This is a genomic window from Nostoc foliaceum FACHB-393 (genome assembly GCF_014698505.1).
Classification (GTDB): Bacteria; Cyanobacteriota; Cyanobacteriia; order Cyanobacteriales; family Nostocaceae; genus Nostoc; species Nostoc foliaceum_A.
This window is the reverse complement of the sequence record NZ_JACJTD010000002.1, coordinates 158,208-179,844: the sequence shown is the minus strand read 5'-3', so window position 1 is coordinate 179,844 and position 21,637 is coordinate 158,208. Positions and strand designations below refer to the sequence as shown.

Sequence of the window (21,637 nt, the reverse complement as noted above, 5' to 3'; positions counted from 1 at the left end):
GAGTTAGGAGTTAAAAGTAAATATTTCAACTCATAACTCAGCACTCATAACTCATAACTTTCCTATTACCACTTGCCTAACAGTACCTTTTCGTAGTACATCTATACTAACTAAAGACAGGAACTAGTCGCTCAAAAACATTTGCGGGCGAGTATTCCTGAAATAAGTCGTCAATTCTCAGTGTTCATTTGTGGGCAGAAGTGCGATGATTTGGTCAACAAACTGTTGATGGTCAACAACTGGCTTAGAAATGTAGCCATCAGCACCGCTTTGTTTGAGAAAGTTCTCGCGATCGCCTTCCATAGCATGTGCCGTCACCAAAATAACAGGTAAATTTGCTGTTTTTGGATCAGATTTTAACATTTGTGTAATTTTGATTCCATCAACAGATTTACCTTGGTAAACGCTTCTAGATAGGGAAACATCCATCAAAATCAGGTCGGCTTCTCCTGATTGGGCAATTTTTATTACTTCTTCGACATTTTCAGTGTGTTTCACACCCAAGCCGCCACGCTTGGACAAAATTTTGGAAAAAACACGAGCATTAATTAGATCGTCTTCGACAATTAAAACAGTTTTCATGAGAATTTTAGTTATAGAGGTAGAGGTAAGGGGATTAGGCAATTCAAAATTCAAAATGAGAAAGTGCAGTCATGGCAAGTATCCTGGCTATGGAGTCTATACAAATTAAGTGTGCAGCAGATTATCATTCGATTAAAATAGCTACCTGCTATCTGTTTCCTTTTTAATAGTGAATGTACATCCTTGTCATCAAGGATGATACTACTGCTTTTTCTTTTATGACTATCAATATTTTGTTAGGAATCCCATTTCATCCGTTATGCTGTGGTTGCTGCAATATTGAGTTCCGCCGGCTTTAGTGTAGTTAAATTTCAGGGAAAAAACTCATGGCAAAACAGTTAAACCTTCTCTCAACGGGACAGGTAATTACAACAGCCCTGCACACCGAGATGCAACGGTCTTATCTAGAATATGCCATGAGCGTGATTGTCGGGCGAGCGCTACCAGACGTGCGTGATGGCTTAAAACCAGTGCATCGTCGCATTTTGTATGCAATGCACGAACTCGGTTTAGTACCAGATAGACCCTATCGAAAATGTGCCCGCGTAGTGGGTGATGTGTTGGGTAAATACCATCCTCACGGCGACCAATCAGTTTACGATGCTTTAGTCAGGCTGGTGCAGGATTTTTCTAGCCGCTATCCTTTACTAGCAGGACACGGTAACTTTGGCAGCGTCGATAATGACCCGCCAGCGGCGATGCGTTACACAGAAACGCGCCTCGCACCCATCAGTCATGAGGGAATGCTGACAGAAATTGGTGAAGAAACTGTGGAATTTGTCGGGAACTTCGATAATTCCCAGCAAGAACCAACGGTGCTACCTGCTCAATTGCCGTTTCTGTTGCTCAATGGCTGTTCTGGTATTGCCGTGGGAATGGCAACGAATGTTCCACCACACAACTTGGGGGAAGTTGTCGATGGGTTAATTGCCTTAATCGACAATCCAGATTTGCCAGATGAAAAATTATTTGAACTAATTCCAGGGCCCGACTTTCCCACTGGTGGAGAAATAGTTGGTGAGGCGGGAATTCGGGAAGCATACACCACAGGTAAAGGTGGAATTCTAGTGCGGGGAGTCGCAACTCTGGAGGAAATTCCAGCCGCGAGGGGAAGCAAGCGACGGACGGCAATTATCATTACAGAATTGCCTTATCAAGTGAATAAGGCTGCCTGGATTGAGAAGGTAGCCGACTTAGTAAATCAAGGACGCTTGCAAGGAATTTCTGATCTTCGGGATGAGAGCGATCGGGAAGGGATGCGGGTGGTAATTGAACTCAAACGCGATACCAATCCCCAAGAAGTTCTCCAGCATTTGTATCACCAAACTGCCTTGCAAATGACTTTTGGGGCGATTCTCCTAGCAATAGTGAATGGACAACCCCGACAGTTAAGTTTGCGTCAACTGTTGCAGGAGTTTTTGAGTTTCCGAGAAGAAACACTCAACCGTCGCTACAATTACGAGTTGGGTAAGGCCCAAAGTCGTGTGCATTTGGTGGAAGGTTTACTCAAAGCACTATCTAATTTGGATCAAGTAATTGAAATTTTGCGGCAAGCTCCCGATGGGAGTACGGCAAAAATTAACCTTTGTAGCCGACTAGATTTGAGTGAGGTACAAGGAGATGCAATTTTGGCTATGCCGTTGCGTCGCCTCACCAGTTTAGAACAGCAAAATTTGCAGCAGGAATTTGACGAGCTAAGTGAACAAATTGGCTTGTTGGAGCGGTTACTAAACGATCGCCGAGAATTGCTCAAGGCATTGAAAAAAGATTTGCGATCGCTCAAGCGCAAGTACAGCGATCCCCGGCGTACCAAGCTAGCGCCCACCAGCACTGATACAAGAATACAAGAGGACAAGGGTAAAAAAAGACAAGGAGTAGAGGAAGAAGAGGAACTTAAATCTTCTGAACCGGCAGAGGAAGCGGTTTTAGAATTTACCCAACGGGGTTATGTCCGTCGCACCCAGCCATCTGGGAGAAAGTCAAAAGGTGAAAATGGTCTGCACGATAATGACTTCATTATCCAAACTGTTTTAACTGACACAGAAAAAGACCTGCTAATACTAACCGGTGGTGGCAAAGTCTATCCTGTGAAGGTAGGAGAAATTCCCCCAACCACTGGACGTTCTCCACGGGGAAAACCTTTGATTACTATGCTCAGTAGTACTGCTCAAGGTGCTCAAGAAGCTGTGGTCAGCCGCTTTTTACTGCCGGAAAATCTCGAAACGAAGCAGATGATTCTCCTAACAAAACAGGGACGGATTAAGCGTCTGTCTCTGGGAGAATTTACTAACTTGACTCGACGCGGAATCACGATTTTGAAGCTCAAAGACGATGATGAATTGTCATTTACCCAGTTCACTGCTCCAGGGGAGCATCTGATTTTAGCTAGTTCAGGTGGGCGAGTGTTGCGCTTTGCAGTCAATGATGAACAATTACCGATCATGGGTCGCACAGCGATGGGTTTACAAGCATTTCGGTTATTGAAAAATCAGCAAATGGTTGGCTGTGTCACTGTCGGTAAAGATGACCAACTGCTGCTAGTTACTCAAGAAGGATATGCCAAGCGAATGCCTGCGAGTCAATTGAGAGCGGCTAATCGCGGTGATTTAGGCACGCAAGCGCTGAAATTTGCCAGTAAAACTGACAACCTAGCTGGTATGGTCATAGCGATGCCTTCGGCGGGCTACGCCAACGCCTCTGGCGAGGTAGCTTTAGTGACGAATAAAGAACGGGTAGTGCGCATACCTGTGGAAACAGTTCCTATTTTAGGTAGAGATGTGAAAGGTGAAAGCATTCTCCAACTCAACCGCGATGAAAAAATCATCACCGTTGCCGAAGTCCGTTAGCAAAGGGGAGTAAATAAAGTAAATATCCACGTATGCTCCGAAAAATTTTAACTTTTTGGTTGCAACACATACATCCTCGTCTGGCTCCCTTGCTGACCACAATTGGTATCGTTGGACTGGCTAGCTGTCTGCTGATCCTTTTTCTTCTGGCAGAGCTTTTTGAAGAAGTCTTCGAGCGAGAAGCTTTTGCATTTGATACACATTTTCTGTTGTGGCTGTATCAGTTTTCTAATCCCAGTCTAGATAATGTGATGCTGGCAATTACGAACCTTGGCAATCCCAATTTTGTCGTGGTTGTCGTCACACTTAGTCTGACCATACTCTGGTGGCGACGTTACCGGCAAGAAGCCAAGATATTTGCGATCGCTTGTCTGGGAGCTTTTATCCTCAACACAGGACTAAAGCTGTTATTTAGCAAACCCCGCCCTGAACTTTGGGATCGGTTGATTACTGAACGATCTTTTAGTTTTCCCAGTGGTCATGCTTTAGGTTCTCTGGTGCTATACGGCTTTCTAGCTTACTTGTTGGCAACTCACTATCCTAAATTTTCTCAGTTTATTTATAGTATGGCGGGGGTGGTAATTGTTGCTATTGGTATCAGTCGGCTGTATTTAGGAGTGCATTGGCCTACGGATGTGATTGCAGGTTATGGAGTTGGATTTTTGTGGCTGATGATGTGTATAGCAATGCTGAAATTGCAAAATATGAGGCAATTTTAGTAATTATATCTGAAGATAGATGTATTAATTTTTTAGATATCAACTTGTGCCAGATAAGTCAAGCTATAGAAATAAAAATATAAATTAGGTTTGCATCCATGAAAAACATTGTTATATTAGTTTACATAAGGTAACAATCCTTAGTAAATCCAATTTAGAGTGCCAACCATGACTAACGCAACTACGACAAAAGTTATCACCCCCGTAATTGAAGATCGCAACGCTTGGCGCTGGGGCTTTACCCCACAAGCAGAAATTTGGAACGGTCGTTTGGCAATGATCGGCTTTTCAGCAGCCATTTTGGTTGAGGTTTTTTCTGGACAAGGCTTTCTACATTTTTGGGGCATCCTGTAAGTTTTAATATCTAAGATGACCTATAGATGACCTATAAATAAAAAAACCTGGAGTGCTAATTCACTACCAGGTTTTTTATTTATCATTTGTCAGTTGTGCTTTGTTTATTCACTAATGACCAATGACTAATTGACTACCGAATATATTCCTTGAGAACGCTGTTACGATTTGGGTGGCGTAACTTGCGGAGTGCCTTCGCCTCAATTTGACGAATGCGTTCGCGGGTAACGTTAAAAATCTGCCCGATTTCTTCAAGGGTCTTCATCCGACCATCGTCCAAGCCGTAACGCAGTCTGAGAACATCACGTTCACGAGGACTGAGACTGTCAAGGACTTTTTCGAGGTCTTCGCGCAGAAGATTTTTGGAAACTTGGTCTTCTGGCGTTTCACCATCGGATTCAATAAAATCGCCCAATCGAGAATCTTCTTCTTTACCAATAGGCGTTTCTAATGAAATGGGCAACTGGGCAGACTTAGCAATAAAACGCAACTTCTCAATGGTCATTTCCATCCGAGTAGCGATTTCTTCTTCAGTTGGTTTACGACCCATTTCTTGAGACAGTAACTTGGTAGTTTTCTTAATCCGAGAGATGGTTTCGTAAAGGTGAACTGGAAGGCGAATTGTGCGGGATTGATCTGCGATCGCGCGGGTAATTGCTTGACGAATCCACCATGTAGCGTATGTAGAAAACTTATAACCTTTTTCGTGGTCAAACTTTTCAGCGGCACGAATCAAACCGAGACTGCCTTCCTGAATTAAGTCCTGGAACGACAAACCACGATTCATGTACTTCTTAGCAATTGAAACTACAAGACGGAGGTTCGATTGCACCATCTTGTCTTTCGCCCTGCGACCAACGTGGAGGCGATAACGAAAAGCTGGTAGGGGTAGTTGTACTGCTTCTGCCCATTCGCTATCTCGAGGATCGCGATCCAACTGTTCTGAGAGTCTTTCCCGCACTCTCTCTAATTCCAGTAAATCGGCTATTTTCCGCGCCAATTCAATTTCTTCGTCTGCCCGCAACAGACGAATTCTACCAATTTCTTGCAAGTAAAGCCGAATTGAATCTTCGGTATAGTGCTTTTTCTTGCTTTGTGTCCGACGACGCGATTTAGCGGCTTTTCCAGACTTTGCGTCGTCCTCATCAGACTGAGGCTCTAAAAATTCATCGTCACCTTCATCGATGATCAGCAAGTCCTCTTCATCGTCTATTAAGAGTTCTTCTAACTCGAGCTCAGGCTGATTCATTATTTCTAGGTCAGGCTGATATATGCTTTCGAGTACGTTGTTAGCCTGGTTCATGCCGCGTTCCTCATGCTCCTTGCAGAATCAATTACTCAAGATGTGTTTACTGCTCTTTTAAACGAGCTATTTGTCAACCGAAAATAATCTTTTTGGCAGATTTGCCAGATATATTTTCGGGCGTTTTAAACCTCCAATTGGAGGGTTTTTTACTTTAGTTTAAGCCATTACTAAAAGTGACTTGCTCATCTTAGTAAATGTTATATGTGTTGCTATCACACACTGCTTTCAACTAACTGGTCAAAAAAAAGACTCGCCTTTATCAAAAAATTTGCCACTCTATACTAATGAATTCAGACTGTTGGCAGATTTTCCTATAAAGACTCTTCCGATTGTAGCCTGTTTCACAGAAATTGCACTCTTTTTGTGTATTAATCATGATCTTCTAAAGCAATTATTAGCCACTATTACCAAAAAGATATTAAAAACGGGAGTTCTACCCTTAAATTTTTCTCCACTTTTCGGAATTGCAGTGACCTGCTTATTACATTACAAAGTAAGTACGTTTGCTTTTGCCAAATTTCATGTATTTTACACAACATTAATTACTTAGGAAGAGTGCATTTTATGTTAACTCAGACAATTCGTCTTAATCTACCCATTTTTACATTTCCTTCACAAATTACGCATTCCTTAGACTAAACCGGGTCTTAACCTTGGGTAAATACAACAAGGGTGGTGGTGCTTGCCTTAAAGCAGTTAACCTTCCGCAGACTAATTACCTTAACTGAGGAGTTGAGGCTGGGGCGGAATCGACCTGATAGCAGATCAATTTAGGTTGAACTAATTCGGTCTTATTCACACGTTAGCGCACTGTGGCGATTTCAGCCCTATGAAACTTGACAAACTTTTCTTATTGTATACAAGGATATTTTAATCAATTCAAAAACAATTTGTCCTGCGAACTTGCCAGTATAGTCTTATTTAAGGCAAAAGTTCATTAGATACATACGATACAATAGCGATCTCCACGGCAGTACATGAAGATATTAACAAGTTTGCTGCCAGTTGGTGTCTGCTTCCAGTAGGCATTACCTCGAACAAAGATAAGCCAGAAGATTGTCTGATGATTTGGTTACAAACTTTGCTTGCGTAAGTAACTTGTAAACTTCAATACTTTTATTTCGGTAAGCTTCTGTCATCTTATTATGAGAAATCCTCAAGATACTTATTAATTGCTGTTTGATAGATGAGATTCAGTTATTTTCTTAAAGCATAACAAATGTGTTTTTAGGTGGTGGGCGAAATGAATCAACCAGTCACTGCAAAGATTATTATCTTAACTAAATTTCCAAAAAAGTTGGTAGTTTAGCTAACACTAGAAGATTGAACTTTTGTAAAATCTTGACAAGAAGCAAATTATATGTATATTTGCTAACTGGAAAATTTAGAATTTTTGTAGTTATGTAGTACTGACCTACCACACAAGTAGTAGGTCAACCTAAATTTTTTATTTTAATTGATTGTTAGCGTCTAGTTAAAAGCCAGGGTAGCTTTCAAGTCTACCCCTAGCGAAAGCTGGAAACTATGAGCAATGCTTGAACTACCGTGGTGTTGGGGTGGTGTTTAAACTTGCGGGAAAATTAGGTGGCAGAAGTACCTGGTCAACTACATGAACGATGCCATTGCTAGCTGGGATGTCTGGCTGAGCCACTTTAGCGTTGTTGACTGTGATTGAATTGCTGGCACGATCAACCGTGATTTTAACGGGATTACCCTCAACTGTTTTAACTTGTCCAGATGTCAATTGCTGGGAGGTAATTCCGCCAGGTATAACGTGGTAGGCCAGAAGCCTGATTAATTGTTGTTTATTTGCTGGTTGTAAGAGTTGGTCTAAAGTAGCTTTTGATAAAGCAGAGAAAGCGGCGTCAGTAGGAGCAAATACTGTGTAAGGGCCTGGTGCAACCAATTGTTCAGTTAAGCCCGCAGCTTGCACTGCTTGGATGAGAGTTTTAAACTGTCCTTGACTAGCTGCGGACTTTGCCAGTTCTGCTAAATTTTGGGTTGCAGTTGTGCTGTTAGGAGTTGGCGTGACAGGAGGGACAGTTGTTATGGGAGTTTGGGCAACGGGAGGAACAGTTGCGGTGGGAGTTTCTGTGACAGGTTGAGCGCAGGCAGACAGAACAACCAAACTACCTATGCCAATAATATTGAACAATACTTTTCGTACTATGCCTTTGCTCGCTTTCATAGCTTTGTGTCGAATCCAATTAAATAGGGAATTATTAACAATAGTTAATGAATTTATGGATATAGTCACTCATCTAACGACATATTTTGTAGTCTGAAAAATATTAATACAAAAATTTATTTATTTCTTAGTTTGTCATCAGCCAAAAGAGGTATTTTTTATAGCAATTTTGGATATAAAAAAGGTAATGGGTGAAAACCTATCACCCATTACCTTTGTCAAAAATTCTTAGAGTAGTAGCAGGGAATTGATATTAGATATCTAAATCAGTGAAGTTCAGTTTAGAACCATAGGTTTCGATGAATTCTCGTCTGGGTGCGACGCGATCGCCCATTAAAATTGTGAAGATGCGATCAGCTTCGGCAGCGTCCTCAATTTCGACTTGCTTCATTTTGCGGGTTTCTGGGTTCATTGTGGTGTCCCAGAGTTGTTGTGGCATCATTTCACCCAAACCTTTGAAGCGTTGGATGGTATAGTTGGCGTTAGCAGGAAATTTGGCGATCGCTTGATTTTTTTCGCGATCGCTATAGCAGTACTCATGATTACGTCCCCGTTCTACTTTAAACAATGGGGGACAAGCAATATAAATAAAGCCTTGTTCGATCAGTGCCCGTTGATATCGATAGAAGAATGTTAACAACAAAGTTCGAATGTGCGCTCCATCTACGTCAGCGTCAGTCATGATGACTATGCGGTGATAACGCAGTTGGGCGGAATCGAATTCATCACCTTTGACACCTAAACCAAGTGCTGTAATTAACGCTTGAACTTCATTATTTTTATAGATTTTGGCATCGTCGGTTTTTTCAATATTGAGAATTTTACCACGTAGAGGCAAGATAGCTTGAGTCCGGCGATCGCGTCCTTGTTTGGCACTTCCACCTGCTGAGTCCCCTTCCACGATGAATATCTCAGATTCGCTGGGGTCACGAGAACTGCAATCTGCCAATTTGCCAGGTAATGGCGAAGATTCCAGTACGGATTTGCGCCGGACTAATTCCCGCGCATGACGGGCTGCTTCTGCGGCTTTGAAAGCTTGGATAGCTTTATCTAAAATTGAGTCTGCTATAGCAGGATGAAATTCTAGGTACTCGGTGAGAACTTCTCCCACCAAAGAATCAACAATTCCTCGAACTTCGGTGTTACCGAGTTTAGTCTTAGTTTGTCCTTCAAATTCCGGGTCGGGGACTTTAACGGAAATTACCGCAGTCAACCCTTCGCGGACGTGTTCGCCACTGAGGTTAGGTTCATTATCTTTAATTTTATTGCGCTTGCGAGCGATCGCATTTAATGTCCGAGTCAGAACCGCTTTTAATCCTTCTAAGTGTGTACCACCATCCACAGTACGAATATTGTTGGCAAAACCCAGCACATTATCCGTATAAGCATCAGTACACCACTGCAAAGAAACTTCTACTTGTACATTGTTCCGTTCTCCCTGTACATAGATAATTTCTTCATGCAGCGGTTGCTTCTCACGGTTCATGTAAGCGATATATTCTTTGATCCCACCCTTGTATTCGTAGGTTTCTACCTTGGGTGTATCGCTTTTTAGAAGTTCTAGACGGTGGTCAGTAAAGGTAATTTTGACACCTGCATTCAGATACGCCAATTCCCGTAGGCGACCTGATAAAGTGATGTAATCAAACTCAATGCTAGTTGTAAAGATTTGAGTATCTGGCTTAAAGGTGACAGAAGTTCCAGTTCTAGCTTCTTTGTAAGGCTTTACTTGCAGTTCACTAACTGGGATGCCCCGTTCATAGCGTTGGAGATGAACTTTTTTATCTCGCCAAACTGTAACTTCTACAACCTCAGATAGGGCATTAACAACAGAAATACCAACCCCGTGCAAACCTCCAGAAACTTTGTAGCCACCGCCGCCGAACTTACCACCGGCGTGCAGTACCGTCATCACGGTTTCCAAAGCCGATTTTCCAGTGCGCGAGTGAGTATCAACGGGAATACCGCGACCATCATCTGTTACAGTCACGGAACCATCAGCGTTGATATCCACTTCTATATGAGTGCAATGACCCGCCAAAGCCTCATCGATTGAATTGTCCACCACCTCGTAAACTAAATGGTGGAGTCCTCGCGGCCCAGTGGTACCGATGTACATTCCTGGTCTTTTGCGGACGGCTTCCAGACCTTCCAGAACTTGAATCTGATCGGCACTGTAACTGCTCGTCATGTAAACTCTCCTGATGCGTGGGGTTGAAATCGCCTAAAGGCAAATAAAAGTAAAAACACTCCAAAATTGTAACACAAAAGCCTTGCTGGCGTCTGTAGGGCATTTTCAAGAGAAGTTTATACTGGGGTTGCAGTACCGTATAAGAGGGGCACAGGAGCAAGGGAAGAAAACTAATGACTAATGACTAATGACTAATGACTAAATTAATTGTGATTTGTGGGGCGACGGCAACAGGTAAGTCGGGTTTGGCTTTGGCTTTGGCGATGCGGTTGGGTTCTGTAATTCTCAGTGCTGATTCTCGTCAAGTTTATCGTGAGTTTAATATTGGGACGGCGAAACCAACTGTGGCTGAACAAAAATTGGTGCCACACTATTTAATAGATATCTGCGATCCAACAGACACGATGACAGTAGCAGACTATCAGGAACAAACACAAGCCTTAATTGCTTCTGTTGATGTTACACCACTTTTGTTAGTTGGTGGCACTGGTTTATATATCCGTTCCATTGTCCAAGGGATGAAAATCCCTAGAGTTGCACCACAAACAGAATTGCGATCGCAGCTTGAATCTCTTGGTCAAACTCAACTCTACGTAATGTTACAACAAGTTGATCCAGTTGCTGCACAAAAAATTCATGCTAATGATTCAGTGCGAACTTTAAGAGCTTTAGAGGTATATTATGTTACCGGGTGCCCCATTTCAGAACAACAAGGGGAGAATCCACCGAATTATCCGATTTTGCAAATTGGTTTAGATTGCGATGTTGAAAAGTTGGATGCTTGGATTAAACAGCGTACTGAGCAAATGATAGCAGATAATTTCGTCGCTGAAGTGGAGTATCTTTGTCAAAAATATGGCGCTGATTTGTCTTTGTTGAATACTTTGGGCTATCAAGAAATTAAGCAATATTTGGCTGGGGATATTTCCTTAAATGAAGCAAAAGAATTAATAGTTTTGCATACACGACAATTTGCCAAGCGACAACGCACTTGGTTTCGCGCCTATCCAAAAATTGAATGGTTTGATGCGAATGATCCTGATTTATTAGAGAAGGTTTGGCATCGTATAAATAAATTTATAAGTTGCACGAGTTAGTGAGATTTTTTTACTCATGCAAAGACGTAAAAAAAACTTTGCGTCTTAACAGCGAGTGTTTTATAGAGTGTCGGGATCTACGCCCATAGCCCGTAGCCTATCTGCTAGTAATTGGGTGCGTTGTTCTGCTTGTTCGGCGCGTTGTTGTTCTTGTTCGGCGCGTTCATCCCCAGTCAGTAGAACATTACTATCTTGGTAGCACCAGTGTAACCAATGATTCTGTCTGCCTTCAAATTTACCTTCCCACAGAGTTATACCTAAACCAACTTGTTCAAGCCAAGTTTCTGAAGTTTCAAAGTAACGCCTTCCCCTAAGTTCATAAACGCGTAGTACTTTTTCTCCTAATTGCTGATTCGGGTCGTATACGATGTAGTAACTAGCCCGCATATGTTCATAAATTTGCAGCTTTTTGCCCAGTTCATCACCTTCTTTATTAGAGACAATTTCGAGTACAACTTCTGGAGATTTGCCAAAACGCCAAACCATATAACAACGATTTTGTTTTTCCCACCATTTCTCAGGTACTTGTACATCTAAGCTGAGAAAGACATCAGGTACAATAGGGGGCTGAAGGTCTGTGTAGTAAATGCCCACATTAGCTTCAGCTAAAAAAGTCTGATGTTGTAGACAACTGTAAAGAGAACTCACTAAAAGGCGTTGTTGTTTAGCAGATGCAAAATTATCCACAGGTGTATCATTTTCAGTGACTAGCTGGTTGGCATCTGGCACATAGTAATCATCATCATTGATTAGAAGTTGCTGAACCATGATTTTATCCAGTCTTTAAGAGCATTATTTCTAGGTTAGTTTATTTTTTGAAGCAGAGGAGTATATATGATTAATATGGGACATTTTTGTTTAAGATTTATATGAATTTAGCTTAGATAATGTGCTTGCATCTGATATATCTTACTTTCACATATTATCTGATCTGGTATTTGATATATGCTTTTACTTAAAATAGTTAAAAATATAAGTGCTTTATTTACATCGTTTTTCGGGTTATGATATTGATTAAAGGTTTTTAATACTTGAAGCTGATAGATTAAATATCATCGCTTCCCATTCGGTTATGCCAATAATTGGTTAAGATTAGTGTGCTCGCTCTCTCAGACGATCAAATTTGTGTTTTTACTCCCACATCCTTTGAACTAGATATGCATTAAAAAATTAACAAAGGCATCGTTTAAACATTGCCTCAGTGGCTGCCTGGACTTAAGAAATTGAAAGCCTGTGTAGACAGTTAAAGTCTCTTCTGGGGGCGAATTCTATTTGCTAGGGCTGTTTACAAAAATCTAAACTTACTGATGGGGATGTAGAAACCTCATCTTCAACAAAGTAAGATGAGGTAGTTCATTCATATATTTTGTAGCAGATACTTGTGGAAAAGCAAATGCTAGATGTAAATTTTGTTATGAAAGTTGGCGATCGCGTCCGCGTTAAAGATTCGGTAGTAGTGTATCATCATCCTGAACATCGGAATCAGCCTTTTGACATCAAAGGTGAAGAAGGAGATGTAGTAAATATTGCCACCCAATGGCGAGACAGACCCGTAAGCGCTAATCTGCCGATTGTAGTCCAGTTTAGTAAAAAGTTTAAAGCCCATTTACGTGAAAATGAATTAGAAGTCATTTAGATGACTCATCGGCGGCGAAACCACTGGAAAATATTCAGTTCGCCGCGCATTCTTTTAAGCTCTTGGCGGTGCTGTTCTGCTGTTGTATAATACCATTCACAATAACGCTCAAACTCTGACCGGGAACGAACTTCGTGATAGAACTGGTGGGTTGTTTGGTAAGTAGCAAAAGCTTCTTCAACTTGGGGTTGAGGGGATGGGATAATATAGGGTAAATTTTTAGACATAATTTTAAGAGTGCTAAGGTATTTAAAAATTAAAACTCTGCGACTATTGAAATTATAGCTATTGGCGATACACGACTATAAAATCCAGGACTTACGCAAAAACCCTCTACAACTCTTATTACTTGGCGCACTTGGCGTACTTGGCGTTTCGTTTTTTCATGATTTTGCGTAAGTCCTAAAATCTTGTGAGTAATGCTGTTGAGCCTGTTTGCGTGATGCGATAGCAGATTATTTTTTAGGGGATGATGGGAGGGTTTGACGGATTTTACCGAAGTTCAATGTACGTGGGACAGATTCGCTTAGTCTTGGGCGTAAAGATTTGTCGTTGATGACAAAGATGTTTGTAATTATCTCCATTCATTTGTCTTCAAGGAATCCTGTGAATATAGTATTCTTTGGATAATTATCTTCAGTTTAATTGTGGCTGCCAGACGCTTGAGTTTTACGGGTTTGCTCAAATATTCATTTTTAATCAAAAGTTATACGAACAACAAGGCTCTGGATTAGCGCTTAGTATTGTTCAGCATATAGCGAAATTATATGGTGGTGAGTTTATGATCAATAGCATTCCTGATCAAGGAACTATATAATTATCACTCTTTCAGAGCCAACCTCGTAAGCAATAGACAAAAGAACCAATGTACTCTTTTAAAGCGCTGGTAAATTGGTTTAAGTTGTCGGTATCAGGTAATAAATTCAATATAGCGCCTTTGGGAGTGCTGCCGAGTTCTTGGAGTTCACCCTCACTAACTATAAAGTCAGTGGGTGCAGGAATAGCATTAATTCCTTGACGTTGAAAAATTCTAAGCGATCGCGGCATGTGCATCGCCGAAGTAACTAATAACACCTGATTGATGCCACGTGATTCCAAAATTTTTCGGACATTCACTGCATTTTGATAAGTATTAAGAGATTCAGGTTCCTGAACAATCGCTTCAGATGGAATACCAATAGATGTGAGTACTGTTGCCATATCTGCCGACTCTGATGAACCGCTTCCACGCCAATCAATGCGACCCCCACTGAGGATAATTATAGGCGCTCTTTTTTGGCGATACAGTTGTGCGGCATAAATTACGCGATCGCCTGATTCACTCAAATCGACGGTAGGTCTGGGGGGAAACGCTGATTTGGTTGCGCCACCTAAAACCACAATTGCTTCTGCAACTGGTATTTGGGCGGGTGGCAGATTTTGCCATTCTAGCGATCGCACGAGTGATTTAGCAATCCAACCATTACTGCAAAATAGCAATAAAGTTAGGGCAAAAGCAATTGCGATCGCCGCAGTGCGCGGTCGTTTCCACAACGTGATTAATGCTACTACCAAGCTCACGCAGGCTAATCCTAGTGGATAAAAAAATAGTGGCAGTAATTTGGATAGATATAAAAACATATTGGGGAATAGAGAATGGGAAATAGGGAGATGAGGGAGATGAGGAAGAAGAACTATTGATTATTGCCCGATAATCAATGCTCAATGCCCCATTCCCAAATTATTACTTTTCCCAAAACCTGAGATTGATACTACTTCCAGGAGCGCGACGGTAACGGCGGGTGTTTCTTCTTCTTTGCTGTTTGTTGATCCTATCGTTCGTTGGTTCAACTTCGCCCTCTTCTGATTCTTCAACTTGCAGCTGAGTTCTAGTTTCTTCCTTACTTCCCCACCAAGCAGTAATCCAGCCTCCAGCTAAAGCACCTATTCCACCTAGTAAGATACTCATGGGTGCTGGATACCCCAAATACACAAAGCCAAGCATGAAAAATAACCAGTATTTCAATCCTGTATCCACGCCATCAGAAGAGGCTACAGTTGGAGGCTGGGGGCTATTATTGGTTACATTTGTGATCCAGCTTAAGATGAAACCGCCCATGATACCTAAGAAGATGCTCAGGGCTGGTGCAGAGCCGGTCATTATTAATATAAATGTTAAAAATGCACCAAATAACAGCTGAGAAAAGAAGCTGGGAGAAATACTGAAAAAATCGTTCTTTTTGTCTGCCATAGAATAAAAAAAGGCTATTAACTAATTCGTTCGCGCAGCGTCTCGTAGAGAAGCGTTAGCAACCTAGGAGCGTCTGACTCGCTAACGTAATTCCTAATTTTCGATTCAATTACGAATTACGAATTACGAATTACGAATTATTTTAATTGTGCCTGTTGTGGTTGAGTTGTATCCAAAATCTTTACGTAGGATTGTTCTTCTTCAGTGAAAGGTTCAGCTTGTTTGATTTGTAAGTCTAATAAATCAGCGGTGGCATCAGCAATATCACCAGTGCGATTGTTCAGACGTTCTTTTAGAACTTCTAACGGTGCTGTGCATTGAATAATCTGAAGCGGTAGTTGATATTTCGTAGCTTGAGCGATCGCTTCTTGCCGCAACTGCTGTCGATCATACTTGGCATCCAAAATCACCGAAAAACCTTGTTTAGCCAGGATAATTCCCAATTCCAATAGCCGTGTGTAAGTTTTCTCGGTCATCTCAGAGGTATATAAATCATCGCCACCCTTTTCCCATAAGGGAATTCCCCCTAAATGTTTCCGCACTGCATCAGAACGAAGGTGAATCGCTCCCAGTTGACGGGCTAAATTCCTTGCTGTGGTACTTTTACCAGAGCCTGACAACCCCGACATCAAAATTAGTTGTCCCAGCTTTGGTTTAGTATAGTCCCAAGCCTGTTTGTAATAGTCAGCGGCGGTTTTTGTCGCTTCTTCCTTTACCGTCGCGGGTACACTCGGATCATCTAGCAAAAACGAAGTTACCTTTGCCCGGACATAAGCCTGACGGCTTAAATACAAGGGCAGCACCTGTAAGCCTTCCCAGTCTCCAGTTTGCTCTATGTAGGCATTCAAAAAGGCATTACCCAAGTCTTTGCGCTGCCGCGCTTCCAAATCCATCACCGTAAACGCCACATCGTACATCACATCGACAAAGCGAAACGGCTCATTAAACTCAATGCAATCAAACAGCAGGATTTTATCGTGCCACAACGCAATATTTCTCAGGTGTAAATCCCCGTGACATTCACGAATATAATCGTTTTGAATTCTGTTAGCAAATAATTCTGGATGTTCTGCAAAAAAATTATCTGTATATTGCTTTGTTTCTAGAAACTGCGCCTGAGTCTGTGGGCCACCGATATACTTCTCAGTTTGCTGATAATTTTCATCAATTGCAGCCCGAACTTTTGGCACTTCACCAAAACTGCGAATATAATCATTCGTCTGTGCTTCGGCATGGTATTGAGCCACGACCCGTCCCAACTCTTCTAGGTGTGTCTCATTTAAGTTACCCTGTTCAAAAAGTGTACTTAATAAAGACTCTTGAGGAAACTGGCACATCTTCAGCACGTATTCTACAGCCTCGCCCGTTCCCCCTAACTGATATTTTTCCTCTAACAGAGTTATAGGCAAAACTTCTAAATACAGTTCACCAGCACCCCGTTGATTTAACCGTAACTCTTCTTGACAAAAATGCTGCCGCTTTTCTAAGGTGGAAAAGTCCAAAAAACCAAAATTCACAGGTTTTTTCAGCTTATAAGCGTAATCCCCAGCCAGCAGCACATAAGAAACGTGGGTTTGAATTAGTTGAATGGGTTCTGTTACCGGATGGGGATAAAATCCCGGCTGTAACATTTGCTGAATTAAGACTGGAAGAGTCGCTTCTGTCATCTCTGTCCTCTGCGCTCTCTGCGCCTCTGCGGTTCAAATACAAAAAAACCAGGAGTTCCCCCCTGGTGTCATCAAAAATTATTACACAGTTTACCTAGCTTAAGAAGCTGCTTCAGTTTCAGCTTCTGTCCCAGCATCTTCAGCACTGATTTGTGGTGGCAAAACGCTCACAACAAGTCGTTCTGATTCAGCTAGAGGTTTTACACCTTCAGGAAAGGGTATATCACTAATACTCAAGCTGTCTCCAATTTGCAGGTTAGAGACATCGATTTCAATTACATCTGGGATGTTTTCTGGCGCACAACTCACTTGCAATTCGGAGATTACGGTGTCTAAAACACCACCATCTTGTTTAACACCAATAGCATTTCCCACAAAACGCAGCCGTACTCCTACAGTTGTGTCGCCGTGGCCTGCAACCGCGAAAAAGCTGAGGTGGTAGGGTGTACCTTTTGCTGGATGGATTTGAAGTTCCCGCAGTAGGGCTTTGCCGCGCCAAGGTACATCAGCAACGTTTAACTCAATCAATGTATTGTTGACTGAAACTCTTTTGAGCAAGCGCTCAACAGTTTTGGCATCAATGGTCAAAGAAATTGATTCTGTACCTTTGTGACCGTATAAATTGGCAGGTATCAGTCCAGAACGGCGCAAAGCTCTTGGCTTGCTGCCTTCTGGGCGTTTTTGAGATTCGACTGTAATAGCCATAGAAATTGTGAGTTGTTAATTAGAGTTAGGAGTTAGGAGTTAGAAGTTAGGAGTTAGGAGTTTTGAATTAATTACTTACTCCTCACTCTTAACTCTTAACTTTTAACTAAGCACTGAGCAGGGTAGCAGGTGTGCCGTCGGCCTGCAATAAAGCGCGTTTGGGCCCGTGGATGGGGTCTTCTACGATTATGGTTTGATCGCGGCTTGCTCCTAGTGAGACGATCGCGATCGGGACTTCCATCAATTCAGCGAGGAATTTTAGATAGTCCAGTGCTTGCTGTGGCAAGTCTTCCAGGGTGCGGCAGTGGGTTGTTGACACTTTCCATCCTGGTAAGGTTTTGTAGATGGGGCGACATCTAGCAAATTGACGAGAACTTGTGGGGAAGTGTTCACTGCGTTGGCCATCTATGTCATAGGCGACACAAACTTGGATTTCCTCTAATTCATCAAGGACATCCAGTTTGGTGAGCGCCATACAATCCATGCCGTTTATCCGCACGGCATAGCGACCAATGACAGCATCAAACCAGCCACAACGGCGTTTGCGCCCGGTGGTTGTGCCAAATTCGGCACCGCGATCGCACAACAATTCTCCCAATTCTCCATCCAATTCGGTGGGAAATGGTCCCTCTCCCACTCGCGTTGTGTAGGCTTTCGACACTCCAATTACCCGGTCAATCATTGTCGGCCCTACCCCTGTACCAACGCAAGCCCCCCCGGCCACAGGATTAGAGGAGGTGACATAGGGATAAGTTCCATGATCTAGGTCAAGAAGCGTACCTTGTGCACCTTCAAACAAAATATTCCGCCGTCGCTGAATCGCATCGTATATTTTTAACGATGTATCAATAACGTAAGGGCGCAAGCGTTCTGCATAACCCAGATACTCTTCAATTACCTCTTGTGGATCTAGAGGTGGCAAGTTGTAAAGCTTTTCTAAAATGACGTTTTTATAATTAATCGTCCATTCCAACTGCTCACGTAGCCCATCCGGGTTCATCAAGTCTAAAACCCGAATGCCTGTACGTTCAGATTTGTCAGCATAAGTCGGCCCAATGCCCCGACCTGTTGTGCCGATCTTATGGCTTCCCCGTCGTTCTTCGGATGCCTGATCAATCAACCGATGATAAGGCATCGTTACGTGGGCTGTCTCAGATATCAGCAGGTGGTCAGTGGAAATATTTAATTCTTTTAATTGGTCGAGTTCTGCGATCAAAATCTGTGGATCGATGACTGTTCCACAGCCGATAATGCAATCGGTATTTGGATACAAAATACCAGAGGGAATCAAGTGCAGCTTAAAGGTCTGACCTTTAACTACAATCGTGTGTCCAGCATTGACACCCCCTTGGTAACGAACCACAACATCTGCGGAACGGCTGAGTAAGTCAGTTATTTTACCTTTTCCTTCATCGCCCCATTGGGCACCTATGACAATGACGTTAGCCAAGAGCTTATATTAAGAAGTAAAGTTTCCACAAACTATAATTATTAACACATTGCTTGAATCATGTCAAGTTTATTGCAGAATAACTTAGTTTTCAATTCAGGCGGTTAGAAACTGCCGCTGTAACGTTAAGTTGACATCAATGCCCTGGTTTTGTTTTGGATTTATGGATAGTGGGAGGTTAATTACAATTCCATAATTATAGATACGTTGCAATGCAATCTATCTACAAACATTATGGATAGGCAACTTAATCTGATCCAAACTGCATTGGCTATACTACTGCTCAAAATGAATTTATATTAAAAATTAGCGGATTTATTTGTGACTATTATGTATAAATCATCATCCCAAAAAATCCTAGATATTTAAAACTTGAAGAGATTGTATTTTGTTACCCGTGCTGTCACAATCATTAAAATATTCTCAGTATTTGCTTTTAATCTTTAATTTTAACTGATGGAGGGCATCTGCGGCAGAAAGGGCGATCGCATGATCAAAAAATGGTATCGAGTCCAAAAGCTGAAAGCAATATTCATCTTAGCGTTGGCAGTTATATTTACTAACGCTGTAGTCTCCTATAGCAACACTGTTAAGCTGATTTACAACCAGCAAGGGGTGATATACTCCTATGAAGTGGTTACTCAACTTCAAAGTATCCAATCTACACTCAAAGATACCGAAACGGCACAACGTAATTACCTAATTACAGCAGATGCAGATGATCTAAAAACCTATCTTGCAGCTTATCAACAAACTAATAGCAATATTCAGATTCTCAGCAAGTTAACTGCCCAAAACCATCAAAAGCAGCAGTGGATTTCTTTGTTGGAGCCAAAAATTAGCAACAGGCTCAACATCCTGCAACAAGAAATTTACCTCAGGCAAAACCAGGGATTTGAAGCAGTTCGGCAGCGAATCTTATCTGACAAAGACAAGCAAATTGGCAAAGAAATCCAACAACTTATTCACGACTCTTTAGAACTGGAGCAAAATTTATTACAGCAGGGAATGCAGCAGTCACAAGCAAATTCCCAAAAGGCGATAGTTACATTTTTTATCGCTGCTGTTGTGGATTTAGTACTGGTGGGGCTGCTGTATGACTTGTTGTGGCGTTATATCAGGCAACTTCAGCAGACGGAACTGGCCCTACGCCAAAGCGAAAATCGTTTACGAGCGATGATAGATGCAGAACCAGAATGCATCGAGTTAATTGCCAGGGATGGCACCATTTTAGAAATTAATGCCTATGGACTGGCAATGCTGGAAGTGGAAAGTGCTGATGTTTTGATTGGTAAACCAGCTGATGCCGTAATTTTGCCAGAGTATAGAGCAGCCTTTGCCGACTTGCATAAAAGTATCTGCCAAGGTAACAAGGGGACTTTGGAGTTTGAAATCATTGGATTTAGAGGTACCCGCCGCTACATGGAAACTCATGCCGTACCACTATGTAACGAATTTGATGGCACCTTCATTCATTTGGCACTGACGCGAGATATAACCCAGCAAAAACACGCAGAACAGAAAATCCGTGAACAAGCAGCGCTGCTGGATGTATCAACTGACGCGATTCTGGTGCGAGATATCCACAACCAAATCTTGTTTTGGAATAAAGGTGCTGAACGTCTATACGGCTGGAAGGCTGAGGAAGCTGTGGGCAAAAATGTTTTGCAACTTTTGTATAAAGAGATTTCACCACAGTTAGAAGATGCTTACTTGAAGGTAATGAAAGCGGGTGAGTGGCGCGGTGAGTTGCATCAATTAACAAGGGAAGGCAAAGTAATTATCCTTGAAAGTCGGTGGACACTGATCCGACATGATAATGGACAACCCAAATCCATTTTGAGTGTGAACACCGAGATTACGCAGCAGAAACAATTGGAAGCTCAACTTCTGCGATCGCAACGTTTGGAGAGTATCGGCACCCTAGCTGGCGGTATCGCCCATGACCTCAACAATATACTATCCCCAATTTTAATGTCAGTTCAACTGTTGCAGAAGAAATTGCCCGATTCGCAGAGTCAGCAAATACTGCAAACCCTAGAAAATAATGTCAAACGCGGCGCTAATTTGCTCAAGCAAGTGTTGTCCTTTGCACGGGGTATTGAAGATAAACAGACAATTGTCCAAATTCAGCCTTTGATGGCAGAAATTGAGCAAATTATCGTTCAAACATTCCCTAAATCCATCATCTGCCAGACAGATATTCCCAAGAATCTATGGTATGTACGTGGAGACACAACTCAACTACATCAAGTGCTGATAAATTTAGTAGTCAACGCCCGCGATGCTATGTCTAGTGGCGGTATATTGAGGATTGCGGCGGAAAATCTGGTGATTGGTGAACATTCTGCCCAGATAAATATTGATGCGAAAGTGGGTTCTTATATTGCGATCGTGGTGACGGATACTGGTATGGGGATGTCGTCGGAAGTCCAGCAACGGATTTTTGAACCATTTTTCACTACCAAAGAGGTAGGCAAAGGCACAGGTTTAGGACTTTCCACGGCGTTGGGTATTATTAAAAATCACGGTGGTTTTGTCAATGTTTACAGTCAAGTAGGCAGAGGCACTCAATTTACAGTGTACTTACCTGCCTCAACATTCAGAGATACACATTCGCTGTCTCTAGAATTGGAATCAGTTACAGGAGATAGCTAATTTATTTT

At 42.1% G+C, this 21,637-nt stretch carries 17 protein-coding genes; 6 read left to right on the top strand and 11 right to left on the bottom strand.

Features of this window, described 5'->3' with window-relative positions; genetic code table 11:
* Positions 1–177 precede the first annotated feature (177 nt).
* Complete coding sequence (locus H6G92_RS02535) at positions 178–582, bottom strand: response regulator (RefSeq protein WP_190890409.1); 405 nt, start codon at positions 580–582, stop codon at positions 178–180.
* Between the two features lie 326 nt (positions 583–908).
* Between H6G92_RS02535 and gyrA the strand changes: the two genes are divergently transcribed.
* The 3 genes from gyrA to H6G92_RS02520 all read left to right on the top strand — a co-directional run bounded on the left by gyrA (position 909) and on the right by H6G92_RS02520 (position 4,501).
* Positions 909–3,428, top strand: a complete 2,520-nt coding sequence (gyrA, locus tag H6G92_RS02530; RefSeq protein WP_190890406.1) for a DNA gyrase subunit A — start codon at positions 909–911, stop codon at positions 3,426–3,428.
* Between the two features lie 32 nt (positions 3,429–3,460).
* Complete coding sequence (locus tag H6G92_RS02525) at positions 3,461–4,147, top strand: phosphatase PAP2 family protein (RefSeq protein ID WP_190890403.1); 687 nt, start codon at positions 3,461–3,463, stop codon at positions 4,145–4,147.
* A 168-nt stretch (positions 4,148–4,315) separates the two neighbouring features.
* The gene (locus tag H6G92_RS02520; RefSeq protein WP_190890401.1) at positions 4,316–4,501 is read left to right on the top strand and encodes a chlorophyll a/b-binding protein; all 186 of its coding nucleotides are present in this window, start codon (positions 4,316–4,318) and stop codon (positions 4,499–4,501) included.
* A 133-nt stretch (positions 4,502–4,634) separates the two neighbouring features.
* Here H6G92_RS02520 and rpoD read toward each other — a convergent pair whose 3' ends face one another.
* The 3 genes from rpoD to gyrB all read right to left on the bottom strand — a co-directional run bounded on the left by rpoD (position 4,635) and on the right by gyrB (position 10,186).
* Positions 4,635–5,804, bottom strand: coding sequence for an RNA polymerase sigma factor RpoD (gene rpoD, locus H6G92_RS02515; RefSeq protein ID WP_012412585.1), 1,170 nt, complete (start codon positions 5,802–5,804; stop codon positions 4,635–4,637).
* A gap of 1,543 nt (positions 5,805–7,347) precedes the next feature.
* Positions 7,348–7,995, bottom strand: coding sequence for a fasciclin domain-containing protein (locus tag H6G92_RS02510; RefSeq protein ID WP_190890399.1), 648 nt, complete (start codon positions 7,993–7,995; stop codon positions 7,348–7,350).
* A gap of 253 nt (positions 7,996–8,248) precedes the next feature.
* Positions 8,249–10,186: a DNA topoisomerase (ATP-hydrolyzing) subunit B gene (gene gyrB / locus H6G92_RS02505; protein WP_190890397.1), complete on the bottom strand. Its 1,938-nt coding sequence runs from the start codon at positions 10,184–10,186 to the stop codon at positions 8,249–8,251.
* Positions 10,187–10,380: 194 nt separating this feature from the next.
* Between gyrB and miaA the strand changes: the two genes are divergently transcribed.
* A complete protein-coding gene (gene miaA / locus H6G92_RS02500) occupies positions 10,381–11,283 on the top strand; it encodes a tRNA (adenosine(37)-N6)-dimethylallyltransferase MiaA (protein ID WP_190890394.1) in 903 nt (300 codons plus the stop codon).
* A 60-nt stretch (positions 11,284–11,343) separates the two neighbouring features.
* Here miaA and H6G92_RS02495 read toward each other — a convergent pair whose 3' ends face one another.
* Positions 11,344–12,051, bottom strand: a complete 708-nt coding sequence (locus tag H6G92_RS02495; protein WP_190890392.1) for a Uma2 family endonuclease — start codon at positions 12,049–12,051, stop codon at positions 11,344–11,346.
* 625 nt (positions 12,052–12,676) lie between these two features.
* Here H6G92_RS02495 and H6G92_RS02490 point away from each other — a divergent pair.
* Positions 12,677–12,919, top strand: a complete 243-nt coding sequence (locus tag H6G92_RS02490) for a ferredoxin-thioredoxin reductase variable chain (RefSeq protein ID WP_313889930.1) — start codon at positions 12,677–12,679, stop codon at positions 12,917–12,919.
* Between the two features lie 5 nt (positions 12,920–12,924).
* On the opposite strand, the gene H6G92_RS02485 is transcribed toward H6G92_RS02490, so the two are convergent.
* The 6 genes from H6G92_RS02485 to H6G92_RS02460 all read right to left on the bottom strand — a co-directional run bounded on the left by H6G92_RS02485 (position 12,925) and on the right by H6G92_RS02460 (position 18,971).
* Complete coding sequence (locus H6G92_RS02485) at positions 12,925–13,146, bottom strand: hypothetical protein (RefSeq protein ID WP_190890389.1); 222 nt, start codon at positions 13,144–13,146, stop codon at positions 12,925–12,927.
* 601 nt (positions 13,147–13,747) lie between these two features.
* Entirely contained in the window at positions 13,748–14,539 is a 792-nt protein-coding gene (locus H6G92_RS02480; RefSeq protein WP_190890362.1) for a YdcF family protein, read from the bottom strand.
* A gap of 103 nt (positions 14,540–14,642) precedes the next feature.
* Positions 14,643–15,149 (bottom strand): hypothetical protein, encoded by a 507-nt coding sequence (locus H6G92_RS02475; RefSeq protein ID WP_190890360.1) that lies wholly within the window; start codon positions 15,147–15,149, stop codon positions 14,643–14,645.
* A 137-nt stretch (positions 15,150–15,286) separates the two neighbouring features.
* Entirely contained in the window at positions 15,287–16,816 is a 1,530-nt protein-coding gene (locus H6G92_RS02470) for a bifunctional aminoglycoside phosphotransferase/ATP-binding protein (RefSeq protein WP_190890357.1), read from the bottom strand.
* 99 nt (positions 16,817–16,915) lie between these two features.
* A complete protein-coding gene (locus H6G92_RS02465) occupies positions 16,916–17,521 on the bottom strand; it encodes a 50S ribosomal protein L25/general stress protein Ctc (RefSeq protein ID WP_190890355.1) in 606 nt (201 codons plus the stop codon).
* A gap of 106 nt (positions 17,522–17,627) precedes the next feature.
* Positions 17,628–18,971, bottom strand: a complete 1,344-nt coding sequence (locus tag H6G92_RS02460; RefSeq protein WP_190890353.1) for an adenylosuccinate synthase — start codon at positions 18,969–18,971, stop codon at positions 17,628–17,630.
* Positions 18,972–19,427: 456 nt separating this feature from the next.
* Between H6G92_RS02460 and H6G92_RS02455 the strand changes: the two genes are divergently transcribed.
* Positions 19,428–21,629 (top strand): PAS domain S-box protein, encoded by a 2,202-nt coding sequence (locus H6G92_RS02455; protein WP_242059034.1) that lies wholly within the window; start codon positions 19,428–19,430, stop codon positions 21,627–21,629.
* Positions 21,630–21,637 lie beyond the last annotated feature (8 nt).